Source organism: Flavobacterium wongokense, assembly GCF_021608265.1.
Lineage (GTDB): Bacteria > Bacteroidota > Bacteroidia > Flavobacteriales > Flavobacteriaceae > Flavobacterium > Flavobacterium wongokense.
In genome coordinates, this window is sequence record NZ_JAKIHP010000003.1 from 286,464 (window position 1) to 303,925 (window position 17,462).

The following is a 17,462-nucleotide window of genomic DNA, read 5'->3' on the forward strand; positions in this document are numbered from 1 at the left end:
ATTTTGCATTTAATCGATAATATCGACGAAAAACATATAAAAATCGATTAAGTACGTAAGAGTTGTTTTTAGCCTATTTTTTTGTAGTAAAAAATGATTGACCAGTTCCAGTTGTTAATAACTATAAAAAAAGCTACAAAAAAAACATCATTTTTCACAGAACGGAAAACGCTGATTTTTATTGACTTAAGAGAGTTAATCGCCCAATTATTGGGGCTTCGAACAGCATTCAATCCTCAATTAATAATAGGATTGAAAAAAAGGGTCTTTGAGATAATCGGATTTATGGCTAAACTTATCGACATAATTTTTGAAATTCACATTATTTAGTTAATTTCGTGCCATATACTAAAAGTATATTCTGTCAACGTTATTAAATCATTAAAAGATAATCAAAATGAGAAAAAATTATTTTCAATCTTTTTTAAATAATATCATCCCCCATTATTGTAAAAAAAGCAATTCAAAATCAATTTTTTATACCACAATCATCGGGATAATGCTTCTGCCAATTTTTGCAGCAGCCCAAACAACAACCCATTTATCTTCCACTGTGAACAATGGGGGATTTGAAACGATGCCGCTCGGAACAGGTTGGACAACCGCACATAATACAGCAAGGAATCCATGGCATGTAAATACCGGTGCTACACCAACTGCCGGAACCTATTGTGGCTATATCTCCCAAAACTTAACAGGAACTCCGCCACCCTATCAATACAACAATAACGCGACAATTAAGGTTTCACACTTATACAGGACAATCACTGTACCCGCAGGTGAAACCATCATCAAACTGAATTTCCTTTGGAAAGCTGGGGGAACGCCTCTTGAAGACGGACTTAGGGTTTATGTATTCCCAAATACGTATACCCCTGTAAGTGGAACTCCAGTTAGTGGAGCGATGCTTAATGGTACTGGTTTAGCAGGTGGTGCTCCTTCCTATACACAACTTGGGGGTACTTTTGTAGGACAGACCGCATGGACTGCTTCGTCAACATTTACCATCCCTGCCTCATTTGCTGGAACAAGCTTTATTCTGGATTTCGAATGGTCTGATTCAACAGTAGGAACTCCTACACCAAATCCATCAGCTGCAGTGGACAACGTAACGTTAGTAAGTTATAATCCATTGGCAGATAACTGTGTTAATGCAATTCCTTTAGCAGTGACTACTGCCTGTAATACACAAACTTTAACAAACGTAGGTGCTACTGATAGTGTTGTTGCTACAGGAGCTCCGGCTGTTACTTGTGGTCTAGGTGGAGGTTATATTGGTCAGGACGTATGGGCATCAGCTACCGTAGGTGGAGACGGAACATTATCAACAACAGTATCAAGTTCAGGTGTAGGTGGAATGAACGATCCCGTCATGGCCATTTATTCGGGAACCTGTGGCGCCCTAACATTAATACAGTGCGTCGATGACGTCATTGGGTTATTTCCTCAAATCAACCTGACAGGAAGGACGCCCGGTGAGGTATTATATATTAGGATATGGCCTTATGGAACTTCCACTACTCCTTCAGGAACATTCAATATTTGTGCAACTTCACCTAGCTGTTATACCCCATCGGTTAACGCTACAACATCTATTACATCAACAACAGCAACCATTAACTGGTCTTATAACGTTGCAAACCCTGCAAACGGTTACGAATATGTTGTTTCAACAACCAATACAACACCTGCCGGAGCCGGAACAGCTGTACCAAATACTACAACCTCCGTTCCTTTAACAGGTCTGACGCAAAATACTACCTATTATGTATTTGTGAGAGATAATTGTGGTGGTGGTGATTACAGTGCCTGGGCTTCTGGTAGTTTTACAACTTTAGTAACACCTCCAGGTGCTCCAACAACTACTGGCGTAACTATCTGTCAGGGCGGTACAGGTTCACTTACGGTTACTCCTAACCTTACCCTTACAAACATTACAGGTTCGTGGAATGCGGCAACAGATCCAACCACAAAAAGACCAACTACATTAATTACCAGTGCAAGTCCATGTTCGTTTGACGGAACATTGACTGCCAATTACACTACTACTACTTTCACCGTTGGCACAACAGGAACTTATGTTTTTGAAATGACTGATAATGCCGCATATGATGCTATGGGTTATATTGTAACAGGTGCCTTCACTTATGGATCTTGTGGCTCAGGCACATGGATTGCCGGAGATGATGATACAGGTGTCGCAGGTAATGAACCGCAAATAACCGCAACTTTGACTGCTGGTGTGACTTATACCCTGGTATCAACATTATTTTCTACTTCTTCAATAACTCTTTCAGGCAGTTATATTTGGACCTTTACCGGTCCGGGATCTGTTTACAGCCCAATGCAATGGTATGTAGTAGCAGCCGGTGGCTCTCCTATATATACAGGTAATACCTTCAACCCAGTTGGGATAGTAGGATCAGGTCTTACAGATACAAATACTGCAGGAACTACTACTTATTATGCAGCATGTACCATGTATCCTAATATCAGGTCGGCTGCAACCAACTTTGTGATCAATCCTTCTCCTGCATCTGTAATTTCAGGTACAGGAAGTGCTTGTGCCAGTACTACAGTGAGCATCGCCCTATCTGGTGCATCGCCTTGGACATTTACCTATACAGACGGAACAACTCCGGTAACGGTTACTAATACATCTACAACACCATATACCTTCTCCGCTTCACCTGGAGTAGCTACAACTTATACCGTTTCAGCATTAAGCAATGCTGCCTGTGCTACAACAGTTGCGGCTTACAGAACAGGAAGTGCCTCTTTATATGTTAAGGCGTGGACGGGTGCAACGGCAAGCTGGGCAACTGCATCAAACTGGAATCCAAGCGGTATACCATCCAATACGGATTGCGTTGTAATCAATAACGTTGGAGTTGCTCCGATAATCAGCGGAACAAACTATTACGCTTATGCAAACAAACTTACCATAGGCAGCTCTGCACTATTAACAGTCAATGGCACAAACTCTCTTACAGTAACCAACGCTGTTGGAGTAGCTACTGCACCTGCAGGAAACATGATCTTAGAAGATGATGCAAGCTTGGTACAGATTACCAATGTAGGTTCAAATAATAATACAGGAAACATTACTTTCAAAAGAACAGCAAGCATCAGAAGGACTGATTATGTATACTGGTCGTCTCCACTTACTTCTTTAAATGCTTCTTCAATTTCACCTGCTACCAATCCATATTACATCTGGAAATGGAATCCTTCTATTGCCAATTCAAATGGCGGGCAAGGAAACTGGGTTGCCGGTAACGAAGCCATGGTTGTTGGTAAAGGTTATATCGTAAGGGCACCAGACTTACATCCAACAACAGTAACCGATTTCACCACTGTAGTGACAGGTGTGCCAAATAACGGAGCTATTACAACACCATTGGCAAGGGGAACCATCAATGCACCGTTAACCGGTAACAATGGTGTGACCATTACAGCTACGGATGACAACTGGAACTTAGTAGGTAATCCTTATCCATCATCTATTGATGCGATTGCGTTTTTAACTCAAAACTCCAATCTTGATGGTAACGTTAGATTATGGACACACGGTACTCCTGTAGGAAGCGCCAGTTCAAGTTTCTATAACAGTTATACTTATGGTTATGCTGATAGCTACCTGACCTATAATAGTGTTGGACCTAATCCTCCTGGATTTGGTGGGAAAATTGCTTCAGGGCAGGGATTCTTCGTTTCAGTATTGGAAGGAACTCCAACGCTTAGCGTTGCCTTCAACAATACCATGAGACAGTATGATTTTATCAATAGCGATTTCTTCAAATCATCTAATACAACCAACACTGTTGACAGAAGCCGTATCTGGTTGAGCATCCTGAATGAGGCAGATGTAAATACGACAACGATGGTAGGTTATATGGATGAAGCTACCCTTGATAAAGACAGGGAATTTGATGCTTCACACAAACCTGAAGGCGATCTTAACGTTTACTCAATGATTGGTGACGAACCAATGAACATACAAGGTCGTCCTGCATTCAATGCAAATGATATCGTACCTATTGGATATTCAGTTTCACAAAACGGAATCTACAAAATAGCCATTGCCGATGTGGACGGAGTATTTGACGGTGATGAAATCGGAATCTATTTAGAAGATACCTTATTGAATGTAACACACGATTTAAGAAGTAATTACTATTCGTTCTCAACGCAGGCAGGAACCTTCAACGACCGATTCAAACTGCTTTACACCTCATCTGCTTTAGGCACTTCAGATAATGAAGCATTGAATACGCTGAGCTATATCAACAATCATACATTGCACATCCAGTCTATCAGAAACATTGAGCATGTAGATATTTTTGATGTAACAGGTAAACTGATCAAATCGGTAAATGCTTCTGACAGAAACTTTGAAACTGATTTCAATTATCCAAATGGTGTTTACCTTCTGAAAATTAAATTAGATAATGGAATTTATGTTACGAAAAAACAGTTAAACTAAATTTCATTTAATACATATAAAAAAGTCTCTAATAATTTTAGGGACTTTTTTTATTATGTTATTACTAAGTTGGCTGTAATATTAAACACAATTGCTTAAAAATGAAGAGTGAAATTTGGAATAATGAATCTAGTAGAAAAGCATTTTCAACTGGTTATGAAGAAAATGAAATTGAGATCTTCGACGTTGAATGTGAAGCTTTTTTGCGAGAAGTTATGAGACAATCTGCTTTTCTCAATGATAGTTTTAAAGATGAAGACATAAGTCTGCACAAAGCAAATTGGTTAATATTAAATGAGATAACTTCATCTTTATATGATTGTCATCAAAATATAATTGTTGGAAATATCAGAATTGCTAGTAGAATATTTCGAGATGTATTGGAAAATATGCATATTCTGGAATTAATTAATAATTCTAACAAACCAAAATATCTTCAAGATTGGTACAACAATGAAGTGATTTCTCATAGAGAATATCGCAACTGGATTAAAACAGAAAAAACAGAAGAATTATCAGAATTGACTCGTGAAGTATATAGGCTTTATTCAAAATATTCTCATCGCACTTATAAATCTATTTTAGAGAGTTATTCCAAAGAGAATGAACAAACTCTCAGATTTCATGCCCACCTTAACAGAAAAATAGCTGATGATTTAAAATTACTTTCCACATATTATTCTCATTTATCTTACTTTGTAAAGAATACAACTTTAAATTACGGAGATTACAAAGTGCTGCAAAGTGTTCAGATGTCAATTATTGCTGAAATGTTTGTTAAGTAAAAGTACTACCCCAAACAGCATTTTCCCATAATAGCTCCTCTTGCCTATGCACCAAGCCACCAAACCGTCACAACTCAGTTTCCCCCTATTTTTACCAGCAAAGTTTAAATCAAAGTTGCAGAAAATATTAAATACAAATTTTTGACGCTGAAAAGTTGTTGCAGAATGAATTTAAAATTCAAAGTGAAACAAAAAGTGTTGCAGAATGATTTTAAAATTCAAAGTGAAACAGAATTTGTGCGAGAGTGAAAAAAAGTGTTGGAAAAAAAATAAAAATTATAAAAACCAACAAAAACAGTTGGAAAAAATTTTTTTTTGAAAATTTCAAACAGCATTAATAAAAGAAATCCCCGTCTCTCGACAGGGATATATATCAAAATGGTATGATGATTAAAATATTATCTAATAACCTTCTTCGTTACCTTTAAGCCATCTACAGTTGTAATCTGTACCAATAACACTTCATTGGTTGTGCCAATGTTAAATGTGGTTTGTGAAGCCTCTATTCCTTTCCTGTCCAATAACAATCGGCCTCTGATATCAAATACCTTAACTTCATCCATTACAAACACTCCTGTATTAATCACAAAGTCGTTGGCTGGGTTTTTATAAATCACAACCGCATTCTCATTAAACACCGGATTGCCCGTTCCTAAGGTCGTGCTGTTGTATCGCAATACAAAGCGCGTATCAAAGGTTCCCGCAATGGTTGCAAAAGTATACGGCCCCGTTTTTAAATCGTGGATGATGTTCAATTCGGTATCTTCCAGGTAAATATTCTGTTCGGTAAACAAGCCGTCAAATTCATAAAGCGAAATCGTATAATCACTCGCAATGCTCGATCTATAGCCCAAAGGAACCCTATCCATAACATCAAAAGGAACCGGCCTACCCTGGATGCTAAGCTTAGCATCATCGATTATAGAATAAAGCGTAACAGCATTTCCAACATCAAACATCTCTCCGTCATACAAACGGTCCAAGCCCATTGTCGCGCCTTCAGCATATCCAACCAAAACCTGTTTGAATGCTCCGCCTTCATTAGCAATATTAAGCCAATACCTGTGCTTTTCAGGACCACTCACATCATCAACAGCTGGTGACTGCGTCTTAAAGAAACGGTCGTTATTACCTGCAATACGCATGCTGTTTTTAAACGTAGCCGTTCCACTCGATAAACCTTTGATAAAGAATCCCTGGCCTGAAGCAATCTTACCATTAGGTGGCAAGGTGTTTACACCGGAATTCCCAGACGGCCCAGACGGCACTCCTCCTACTGTTCCACCTAAATAATTATAGATGGCATAGTCACTGGCTATATATTGTAGCGCAGCATTAAGCGGCGTGTTGTGTGTCCAGAAATACATAGTTCCACTCAAGGTTGCAGCATTGGATGCATCCAGTAAAAAGGCATCCGCAGATAATGCACTCGGATAAGGGTTACCTATTAAATTAAATTGGCTTGCACCTCCCGTTACAGGTATGGTTACAGTACCATTATTTGGAACCCCAATAAAACTTGCAACATGTACTCCCGGTGATCCTGGCCATCCAACAGCAAAACTAACCGGTGCCCTGCAGATATATCCCTTCCCAGGAGTCATAGTAGTCGTGTTTGGATTGATATACTGCCAGTTCGTAATAGCAGGATTATAGATATAGAATAAATTATACGGTGACATTGGTGAAATGGCCTGCAAATTCTGACCGGCAACTGGTGTCGACCAATAGGTATAATCGTATTTGAACATTCCTGTGGTAGCCCTTTTATAAGTAATGTTACCGCTATTGGAAAATGGAACGCCATTATTGTCTAAATAATTAACCTGAAGCAGACTCGAATTGTTATCAAAGGTCAATGCACCTCCACTCACTTTAACATCATTCTGAACTGTTAAGGTATGATTGGTATTAAAGACTACGTTTCCGGAAAGCACTTCAACCGAACACGCCTGCAAATCACCTGTCGAACTGTAATCTCCTGCAAATAATGCTCTCACTGTTGACGTTGGTATTCCATTGCTCCATGCACTTCCATTCCATGTAGTAGAATAAAAACTGATCAGCACACTTCCGGTATACGTAATCGGGCATGAACCACTCTGAAGCACTACCCTATAATATCGGTCACCGCTAAACGTTCCTATAGCAGCTGTAGACAACGTATTCGTTGTGTTGGCAATAAGCGTAAGCCCGGCAGTAAAAGTGGCATTGGTAGCATACTCCCATCGTACAATTGTACCTGTATTTCCGGTAAGGACTAAGGGAAGCGGTGCAAAACCACTGCATATCGTCTGGTTGCTCGATAGTGTTCCCAGAGTAACATTTGGTACAACCGTTATTACTGAAGTATTGCTTGTAGAGCACCCATTGGAACCTAAAGCTGTTCCTGTGTAAGTTCTTGTTGCTGTTGGCTTGGTATACACCGTAGCTGTTGGAGTTCCGGCAATGTATGGTACGGTGGCACTTGCATCAAAATACAAATCGGTTGCCGGTGACCAGCTTACTTCCAAAGCCAAAGTTCCTGTAATTTTTACATTATCAACAGCCCATCCATAATCGAAGGTCGCATCATAATAAAAACGCAGCATTACATTTGGATTTCCCAATAATGTAGAAAGATTTACTGTTGTCAATGCAAACGAATTCGCAGCACCCTGAGAAGCAATTTGTGTAAGCAGGGTCGTCCATGTAACGCCACCATCAGTTGATGATTCGACACGGGCTCTGTTTCCTCCAATATACCTTAGATACTGATAGAATGTTAAAGTGGCATTAGTATATCCCGCAAGATTGATTGAAGGAGATACCAAATAAGTCAGCGTATGGTTGGACGTTGGCCCACCCTGCGCATAAGAATCCGAAAAATAAAATTGCGAATTGTCATTACTACTGAAAGCAGTTGGCCAAACCACCCCTGGAGGCGTATACGGACTGTTTCTTAAAGTCCACGCTGCATCAGCCGAAAGCCCACCAATTGAATTATTGATTGTCGTCCAGTTATTGGTCACCCCTTCAAAGTTTTCGCTGAATATCGTTACCGGAGCAGCTGCAGCCAAACTCGCATTCAAAGCCTGTATCGTTCCCTGGCAAAGAGTAGCTGTTGCCGGAACCACAGTAATGGCTGGAGGTTCTGCATTAACGTTAACGGTATAAGTGAGCAGCTGTGCACACATTCCTCCCGAAGTTTGGGAAGCTGTCAATGAGTAAGTCGTTGTTGTTGCCGGGGTAAATGTAAATCCGGATGCCAAAGAACCACTAAGACCGGCAGTGGTAGACCAAACAAAATTATTATAGGCAGCATATCCTGAAACCGTAACAACTGGTGAGGTTTCACCAGCGCATAAAGTTGTTGTAGTTGAACTGAATGAAATAGGTGGTGCTGCTGTAATATTAGCAGTAACCGGTGTTAATAAAGATTTACAGATATTGGAAAATTTCCAGTTGTAGGCATAAATGTAAAATGTATTGTCATAATCATTACCTGTAATATCAGCTATAGATGACACATAAGGATAGGTTGCATTATCAACGTTGACAACTAATCCCGCTGCGGGCATTACGTCAAAATAAACGTAATAATTACCTGGGGTTAAATTGTAATTTAAAGCAATTGTCTGGGGCGAACTTCCTCCAGCAGCACTGGTAGTGTAATTGTACAATGCCAAAGCCGAATTGGCTGCGTTCCTGATTGTTATAACCCCACTTTGCCCGGCAACCATTGGATAGATATCCAAAGACTGGAACGTAGTATTGCTGTGAACTGTAAAGCTTAAATAAACCGGATTGGTCTGAACTCCCTGAGAACCTCCTTCAGATAAAGGAGAAAACGGTCCGACATTTACTAAACCTCCGGTTGCTTTTGACCTTGCATAATAAGTCGTAGTTGAAAATAATGCCGGCGTAACAAAACTTGTTCCCGTTCCAACCAAATTGGTACCAGCTGCATCCGAAAACCATTCAATTGTTGAACCAGCTGCTGCTGTTGCCTGAAGAGTGGCCGAACCACCTCCACACAAAGTTCCATTCACAACTGATAATAAAGCGGCAGCAGCACAGTCGGTACTGAACGTTTCTATAAGGCTCCATTCGCTTTTATCGGTAATACTACAATTACCCCTAACCCAGACATAATATAAGGTTGCCGGTGATAATCCTGTAATATTTGCAGTGGTAATTCCGGCTCCGACAGAGCCTGTAGGTGTTGCCGAAACAGCCGGTTGTACATTTGAAGTACTTACATAATATTGGTAACCATTTGTTGGTGGCGGAACACTCGCAGTCCATGTAAGTGTAGCAGTAGTAACACCAACGGTGGTGATATTGATATTTGTTGGCTCAAAACAGGTTGGAGAAACAATTACGCTAATATCGTCAAGCATGATTTTGCTTTGGCTTGCAAAACTATAGCCTTGAAACCCTAGGAAATAAGTATCGCTGGTAACTGGCGTAAAATCGACAATAGCCGTTTGATAAACTGTATTTGTAAAATTTGATAAGTTCATCAATGTGATGGTCATGCTTCCAACTAATGGGCTCGTTCCCATTCTAACCCTTAGATTTTCAGAAAATAATCCGGAATCAGTAGTATTGTATTTAAATTTTAACCTGTAGGCAACTCCTCCTGTTAACGCAAGACCAGGAAGGAAAAACCAGTCGTCTGATGCTGCAGCAGTATTGGTTCTCAAATGATAGGCATTCGGATTTGAGGAAGCCAGGGTGTTTTGAACCTGCCATGTCACACTATCCGCATTTGAATCTAAAAGAGTAAAACAGTTTGGCAATGTTGCCACTGGCGTAGTATCGAAAGTTTGATAATACGGTATCGGAAATGCACCACACAAAGTAGTTACGGTAGCTGTTGTACTGTTCAGGGCACAATTTACCCCAACAGCACGAATCCTAAAATAATAATTTGTCAAAGGAGTTAATCCTGTAATCAATAGACTTGTAGGTCCGCCAGTCAAAACGTTGTTATACGCTGGTAAAATTGCTGAAAATGCAGCATTTGTGGAAACGTCTACCCTGTAATCAGTAGCTCCTGCTACCGGATTCCATGTGGCTAAGAAAGAGTTTCCATCAATGCTTGAGGTAACTAATCCCGTTGGAGCATCAGCACAACTTCCCTGAGGAGCGGAAATCATCTGGCTGACTGCATAAAAAGGGCCTCCTTCGCAGCCTGAATTATAAGGGATTACCCAATAATAATAATCGGTATTTGGAGTCAACCCTGTTTGTGTAAAGGAAGTTGCATTTGAAATACTAACTACTGTGTAAGTTCCTGATATAATATCATTTACCGCCCAATAAACACGATTCGGAACATTAACATTTGTTGGCGCAGTATTTACGGTACTTCTAAGCACTAAATAATTTGTTGGTGCAGGTGATGCAGCCGTAAAGCTATTTCCAACAAAACTGGTTGATGTGATGCTGCCCGAACCTATCACTAAACCAGACGGCCCTGCAGTTGGACTTGTACAAGGAAGTGAAGGCGTATAAACATATAAAAGCCCATTGTTTGGATATTCATTGATGCTGGTTCTCACCGTACTGGAATTGGCAGTTCCGCTTATCGTTCTTCCAGACCATGGAAAATTGGTATTGGCTCCATTCTGCAAACGATTGTTAACATTACCCTGCAGGAAGTCATTAATGCTTCCGCGGATTCCGGCCTGTGCATTATAAACTGTAACGTCACTGGTAGAGCATGCGCCGTAAGAAATATGGATTTCATTGGTTGTTTCGTACAATTGGATTTGGAAATTAAAATTACCTGTAGTAACCTTTCTCCTAGCATTACTCCACTGGACAATAAATGTCCTGTTTGGAGCTGTTCCAATGGTTTTATAAACGATATTATCGGTTGCTGCGGCTGAAGCTGAAATTAAATCGATACCTAAAGCACTAATCGTTCCTCCGTTAGGATAGGTTGTTGCCGTACTCAAAGGCAGGTAATCCGCTGGAGCCGGTTGGGCTCCAAAAGAGATAAACCCATTTGGACTGATATAACATTGTGTTTGGGTAACTCCATCATAAACAAAATTGAATCCTATCGGAGCTAAAAAAGCAGAACCTGCAACATGGTTATCCCAAGGTGCAGCATAAGCTGTTGATGGCGTTGTTAAAGGAGTATAGGTTGAAATTGATTCACTAAAACCATAGGTGCTGACTTGAGCAAAACCTAATTGGCTAGCTAGCATAAAAAAAGTTGCTACCAAAAAAACATAGCTATGTTTTCCGGTAGACGGTTTTTTCATTAGGGCAGCGTTATTCTTCATGCGTTTGAAATATTACTTTCTTAAGGTTTTGACAGAACACTTAAATTATTGTCTTTAAATTGATTAAATCAAATTTGACAACTGGCAAATAAAGTAAATTTATATTAAATGTTAAAATAAAAGATGTCAACAAATTGAAATTTTAATGAAAATCGTCAAAATGTTAATAATATCGTTGACTCGCCAAATTATATACATACATTTCTTATAAATTCTTACAAAAAAACAGCTAAATTTTATTATAAAAACTAAAATCCCGACAAATAATTTATCGAGAAACTAAACAGTTTTTTATCTTTGGAAAAAACAACACAATGAGCCAGAATATCATCCTTAACCATCAGCAAATTGAACATAAAATAAAACGGATTGCTTATCAGATTTATGAAACCTTTGCCGATGAAAATGAAATAATTTTAGCCGGGATATCAAACAACGGTTATCTTTTGGCAGAAAAAATAAATGTGACGCTTAACTCCATTTCAGATTTAAAGGTAACTCTGTGCGAAGTGAAAATTGACAAATCAAATCCGTTTAACCAAATAACTACCTCTATCCCTTCTGAAGTTTACAGCAATAAGGGCATTGTATTGGTTGATGATGTTTTGAACTCGGGTACAACTCTGATTTATGGTGTAAAACACTTTTTGAATGTTCCGTTGAAAAAATTCAAGACCGCCGTTTTGGTCGACCGGAATCATAAGCAGTTTCCCGTAAAGGCTGATTTTAAAGGCATTTCGCTTTCAACCTCTTCCAAAGAACATGTCCATGTAGTTTTTGAGGAAAACAACGATCACGCTTATTTAGTGTAACAGCCTGATAATTTCTTCGGTAATTGCCTCGGGAGTTTTCCCATCGATTAAAATTGTAAATCCTGCCTGATTGTAGAAATAGCTTCTTTCAAATAAATGTTTGGCAACAAATTCCTTTAATTCCTCATCGGATTTACCTGCTACCAATGGACGCTCGCTTTTTGCAGATTTGAGCCTTTCCAGAATAATATCCAGCGATGCCTTCAGGTAAATTGAAGTGACATTTTCACCATTCAGCAGCAAATGATTATTGGCGTAGCACGGAGTTCCACCACCAGTGCTGATAATAAGGTTTTCTGTATTTTTCAGGGTTTCGGTGAAAAGTTCGTGCTCGATTCTCCTAAAATAAATTTCTCCTTTTTGTTTAAAAATTTCGTTGATGCTTAAGCCTGCTTTATTTTCAATTAATTTATCAAGATCAATCGCTTTAAAATTGATTTTATCAGATAATAAATCGGCTATCGTGGTCTTCCCGACAGCCATATAACCCACCAAAATAATTTTCTGCATAGCAATAAAACCTTATAAATTAAGCCCTTAAGACCTCTTGTCAAAAAAAGGTAAATTTATAATAAAATTGCTTTGAAATATTAATAATAACGCCTTATATTTGCACCCGCGTTCAAGAAAAGAAAAAAGACTCGATAGCTCAGTTGGTAGAGCACAACACTTTTAATGTTGGGGTCCTGGGTTCGAGCCCCAGTCGGGTCACAATTTCTCTTCTTAAACAGCACTAAAGACTCGATAGCTCAGTTGGTAGAGCACAACACTTTTAATGTTGGGGTCCTGGGTTCGAGCCCCAGTCGGGTCACAAAAAGTCGAACAGCAGTGTTTGGCTTTTTTTGTTTAAGGCCACGTGGAGAAACGGTAGACTTGCCATCTTGAGGGGGTGGTGCTCGTAAGGGCGTGTGGGTTCAAATCCCACCGTGGTCACAACTTAGTATTTAAACAACCTCAAAACCCCATAAAACGTATGTTTTTTGGGGTTTTTTATTTCCCAACATATCAAAATCAATCATTTATTCGCAATGCTTTAGGGGTACAATTCGGGGTATCACCATTTTGATTATCAATGTACCCCTACTTGCTCGTGAACCCCAGCAAAATCAAGCAGTTCAGAAAATGAACATCTTGTTTTGCTTTGATACTTAATGTAAATTATTAATATCAAAAAAGTCACCACTTATGGACGCGAACATCTCCAATCTCTTTTACATCAAGAGAGCGAAACCCAACAGCAAAGGACTAGTTCCAATTTTTCAACGCATAACAGTCAACAGTCAGCGAATCGAAAAGAGCACCGGAAAATACATTGATCCCGACCTATGGTCACCGACGACAGCAAAATTAAAAGGAAAAACTGATGAGGCTCGTTCAATAAATAGTCATCTCTGTAAACTGCAAAACGAAGTTCTGGAAGCGGAAAAGGATTTAACCCTGCATCGTAGGGAAGTAAACTATGTCAATATGAAAAGCGTATTGACTGGTAAAGGAGAAAAAGAAAGAACTATTGTTCCCATATTTCAGGAACATAATGATAGAATTCAGGCATTAGTTCCAGTGGGTGAATTTGCCCAGGGAACTGTCGAACGATACAAAACTACCCTCAATCATTTTAAAAGTTTCCTTGAATTAAAACTGCAGGTAAAAGATATAACTATTGATAAGATAGATTACGCTTTTATAATGGACTTTGATTTTTTTCTAAGGACACAACGGGCCTGCAAAAACAACACAAGCATAAAGTACGTTAAGAACTTTCAAAAGATATTCAACATCTGTTTGGATAACGAATGGGTAACAAAGGATGTTTTCAAAAAATACAAACCAAAGCCAACAATTGTCGATCGGGATTATTTAACCGAACCCGAGCTGCAGGAAGTGCAATCAAAAAGATTTGCGACACCACGATTGCTTTTAGTCCGGGATATTTTCCTTTTTAGCTGTTATACCGGTCTTGCCTACGTTGATGTACAGAACCTATCTCCTGCGAATATCTCTATGGGAATCGATGGCTCAAAATGGATTTTCACTAACCGTGAAAAAACAGACGGTCCTTCACATATTCCAATTTTACCTGTGGTCGAAGAGCTAATTGAAAAATATAAAAATCATCCTAACGCTGTGAACAAAAACCGCGTGATGCCAATCTTAAGCAATCAGCGTATGAATAGCTATTTAAAGGAAATTGCAGACGTTTGCGGAATAAATAAAGAGCTTACCTTTCATATAGCCCGCCATACATTTGCAACAACTGTCACGCTTTCTAATGGTGTGCCTATGGAAAGTGTGAGCAAGATGCTTGGACATAGAAGTTTAAAATCAACACAAATTTATGCGCGTGTACTAGATATTAAGGTAAGTCGGGATATGCAGAATCTAAAAAACAAATTAAATAGTGGTACTGCTAAACCGGCAGCAGATAAAACAGCATAAAATAGTAACAACTAAATATATTACAGAGCATCACCAACAATTCGTGATGCTTTTTTATTGCAAAAATATTGCAAAATCGCAGGTGTTTAATTCCCGAATGACACACTACTTTCCTTGATTGGCTTTCCTCGATTGGATAACTTCGCATCACTACAACCTACCCAAAGATGGAGAACCAAGAACAAGAATCAAGAATCCTGGCGCTTTATAAAATGCTGTTTGCAATTATAAATGGTAACCTGGATCATCGGCTTCAGGTTGATACCGAAGATGATCAATTTAATGATGTTGCCCAATCGTTAAATGACTTCGCTACCAAGCTGCAACAAGCCAACTATGTCAATCCTTTTAACAGTTCAAAAAAGCTGCAGGCTTCAGAATACAGTGAACCGGCTGTTTTGATTGAAAAAGTCCAGGAATATATTTTAAGCCATCTCGACGAAAATCTCCCGTCATCCAAAGAACTGGCGCAAATGTTCGGAACAAATGAATTTACACTAAAACATAACTTCCGGACACTGTCACAAACTAGCATCTATCAATTTTATAACAACGAACGTTTAAAAAAAGCGCATCTTCTAATCGAGCAAACCGTTACTCCCCTGACAAAAATAGCCTTACTAAGTGGCTTTAATAATTATACAAACTTCTTTAAGGCATTTAAGAAAAAGTATAATATTCCGCCCAGCGACATACTCCGGCCCACCACATCGGAAGGTCCAAATAACGATGATTCCAAGATTGTAAACTGAAATAATCCCGATTGATAATCGGTTAAAAAATTCATTTACAGAATTTTACACAACTAAATTCTCCAAGATGAAAGTTTCCTGTATCAAAAAGTACTTTATAGAAATCACATGCTATTTGTATTTGATCTTATTTACTTACGCAGCTTTCAGCAAAGTATCGACCTATGAAACCTTCATGGTTCAGTTAGGCCAGTCACCATTATTGAGTGCATTTGCCGGTCCTGTTTCTCTATTCATACCAAGCGCAGAAATAGTAATTGCAATTTTACTAATGTTCAAACGAACGCAGTTTTTTGCCTTAAATGCTTCATTTGTCCTGATGGCCATGTTCACCGCCTATATTTTTATTATTCTCAATTATAGTGAGTACGTGCCTTGTTCGTGCGGGGGTATATTGGAAAAAATGAGTTGGAGAGAGCATATGTATTTCAATATTATTTTCTGTTTCCTGGCAGTCCTGTCCATTATTTTTGCACTTCAGAAGCTTCCATTACAAGGTAGAAAGTGGAAAGTTAGATACAACTTAATAACGCTCCTGACGACCACCCTCTTTTCGATAGCAGCGGTTTACTTTCTGTTCCTGAGATCTGAGCAGATAATCCATGAAGAAAATAATTTTGTTAGGCGGTACCCACCTCATCTCTACGATAGGCTTCCCGCAATTAATTTAGATTTCGCCGGCCACTATTTTGCCGGAATGTCAAACGACACCATCTATCTCGGAAATTACCATGCCCCGTTGGTTGTAGTAGCGGTCAGTTCTGATTTAAGATATACAAAGCAATACAAAATTAAACTTTCAAATTATGATTTACCATTCCGCGCCGCGCTTCTCAGGGTTTTCAGGGATAGGTTCTTCGTAAGTGATGGTACCGTACCAACTTTATTTGCTGGTAAAACTTCCGAATGGAAAGCCAGTCAGATTACAATTCCGCCAAAGCGTTTTTCTGCTTTCGAACCGATTGCAGAAACAAAGGCAGTAATCCGGGGTAAAAAGCCTCTCAGTGGTGAAAGCACCTTGGGAGTACTGGATTTTTCCACCAAGGCGAATATAAGTTGGAACGGCAATATTCTGCAAAAGCAGATAGACGGTGTATTTGATTGCGATGGAAATCTAAGCTATAATTCTGATTTGCAAAAAATCATCTATACCTATTACTACAGGAATCTGTTTTCTGTAAGTGACAATTCGCTATCCCTTCAGTTCCGCAAAAACACTATCGATACAACTTCGCAAGCAAACATTAAGGTTGTAAAGCTGACAAATGGCGATATAAAAATGGCAAAACCGCCATTTACAGTAAATAGATTGATAACTACTGCCGGCAATCAGCTTTTTATCAATTCAACGTTACGCGGCCATTACGAATCATTAAACATGTGGAAGCAGGCAACCCCTGTCGATGTCTATAATTTACAATCGAAACAGTATGACTACAGTTTCCAGGTCTATAACATAAACAAGAAGAAACCTGATGCAATGTATGCGACAAGGGATATCGTGTTTTTCCTATTTGACCGGACATTAATAGCCTATAGAATTGATAGGAAAGTAATCAAATAAAGAGACCAGGAATTAGATCGAACACCTGTAGAAAAAAGTAGATCAAAAGTTAATCATAAAAGTATTTATTATGAAAAATGCAAAATTATTTCTTTCGGTAGCGCTTTTCAGCGCAGCAGTTGCCGGAGCATTTACAAACAATGCACCAAAAGCAGCACTGACTAATTTTCCGGGTTACATTAAACAAAATGGAACCTGTGTGTACAAAAACGAATGTTCGGACGATCCAACTTCAACACTTTGTACAGTAACTAATTCGGGAGGTGCCCGTATCTATGGTATGGATCCAGTCGATTGTACCTTGGATTTGTGGAGAGTACACTAATTCCTAAAGAAAGACAGCCTG

Annotated in this window: 10 protein-coding genes and 3 tRNA genes; 11 read left to right on the forward strand and 2 right to left on the reverse strand. The window is 39.1% G+C overall.

Annotated features, from left to right (window positions below):
• Positions 1–93 precede the first annotated feature (93 nt).
• From L1S31_RS10570 to L1S31_RS10580, 3 genes are all read left to right on the forward strand, one after another.
• A complete protein-coding gene (locus L1S31_RS10570) occupies positions 94–330 on the forward strand; it encodes a hypothetical protein (RefSeq protein WP_236464701.1) in 237 nt (78 codons plus the stop codon).
• A 169-nt stretch (positions 331–499) separates the two neighbouring features.
• Positions 500–4,486, forward strand: coding sequence for a T9SS type A sorting domain-containing protein (locus L1S31_RS10575; RefSeq protein ID WP_236464702.1), 3,987 nt, complete (start codon positions 500–502; stop codon positions 4,484–4,486).
• A gap of 101 nt (positions 4,487–4,587) precedes the next feature.
• A complete protein-coding gene (locus tag L1S31_RS10580) occupies positions 4,588–5,271 on the forward strand; it encodes a hypothetical protein (RefSeq protein WP_236464703.1) in 684 nt (227 codons plus the stop codon).
• Between the two features lie 398 nt (positions 5,272–5,669).
• Here L1S31_RS10580 and L1S31_RS10585 read toward each other — a convergent pair whose 3' ends face one another.
• Positions 5,670–11,474 carry a RemA C-terminal-like gliding motility protein gene (locus tag L1S31_RS10585; RefSeq protein WP_236464704.1) on the reverse strand — a complete coding sequence of 1,935 codons (5,805 nt, stop codon included), beginning with the start codon at positions 11,472–11,474 and terminating at the stop codon, positions 5,670–5,672.
• Positions 11,475–11,866: 392 nt separating this feature from the next.
• Between L1S31_RS10585 and L1S31_RS10590 the strand changes: the two genes are divergently transcribed.
• Entirely contained in the window at positions 11,867–12,364 is a 498-nt protein-coding gene (locus tag L1S31_RS10590; RefSeq protein ID WP_236464705.1) for a phosphoribosyltransferase family protein, read from the forward strand.
• On the opposite strand, the gene L1S31_RS10595 is transcribed toward L1S31_RS10590, so the two are convergent.
• Complete coding sequence (locus L1S31_RS10595; protein ID WP_236464706.1) at positions 12,356–12,874, reverse strand: shikimate kinase; 519 nt, start codon at positions 12,872–12,874, stop codon at positions 12,356–12,358. The two genes, L1S31_RS10590 and L1S31_RS10595, sit on opposite strands and share 9 nt — an antisense overlap.
• 128 nt (positions 12,875–13,002) lie before the next feature.
• On the opposite strand from L1S31_RS10595, the gene L1S31_RS10600 reads away from it, so the two are divergent.
• From L1S31_RS10600 to L1S31_RS10630, 7 genes are all read left to right on the forward strand, one after another.
• A tRNA-Lys gene (locus tag L1S31_RS10600) sits at positions 13,003–13,075 on the forward strand.
• A gap of 27 nt (positions 13,076–13,102) precedes the next feature.
• Positions 13,103–13,175, forward strand: a tRNA-Lys gene (locus tag L1S31_RS10605).
• Positions 13,176–13,214: 39 nt separating this feature from the next.
• Positions 13,215–13,297: transfer RNA gene (locus L1S31_RS10610), tRNA-Leu, on the forward strand.
• 252 nt (positions 13,298–13,549) lie between these two features.
• Positions 13,550–14,800, forward strand: a complete 1,251-nt coding sequence (locus L1S31_RS10615) for a site-specific integrase (protein ID WP_236464707.1) — start codon at positions 13,550–13,552, stop codon at positions 14,798–14,800.
• Positions 14,801–14,967: 167 nt separating this feature from the next.
• Positions 14,968–15,552 carry a helix-turn-helix domain-containing protein gene (locus L1S31_RS10620; protein ID WP_236464708.1) on the forward strand — a complete coding sequence of 195 codons (585 nt, stop codon included), beginning with the start codon at positions 14,968–14,970 and terminating at the stop codon, positions 15,550–15,552.
• Positions 15,553–15,619: 67 nt separating this feature from the next.
• The gene (locus L1S31_RS10625) at positions 15,620–17,116 is read left to right on the forward strand and encodes a MauE/DoxX family redox-associated membrane protein (RefSeq protein WP_236464709.1); all 1,497 of its coding nucleotides are present in this window, start codon (positions 15,620–15,622) and stop codon (positions 17,114–17,116) included.
• 70 nt (positions 17,117–17,186) lie between these two features.
• Positions 17,187–17,441: a DUF6520 family protein gene (locus L1S31_RS10630; RefSeq protein WP_236464710.1), complete on the forward strand. Its 255-nt coding sequence runs from the start codon at positions 17,187–17,189 to the stop codon at positions 17,439–17,441.
• The last annotated feature ends 21 nt before the right edge of the window (positions 17,442–17,462 follow it).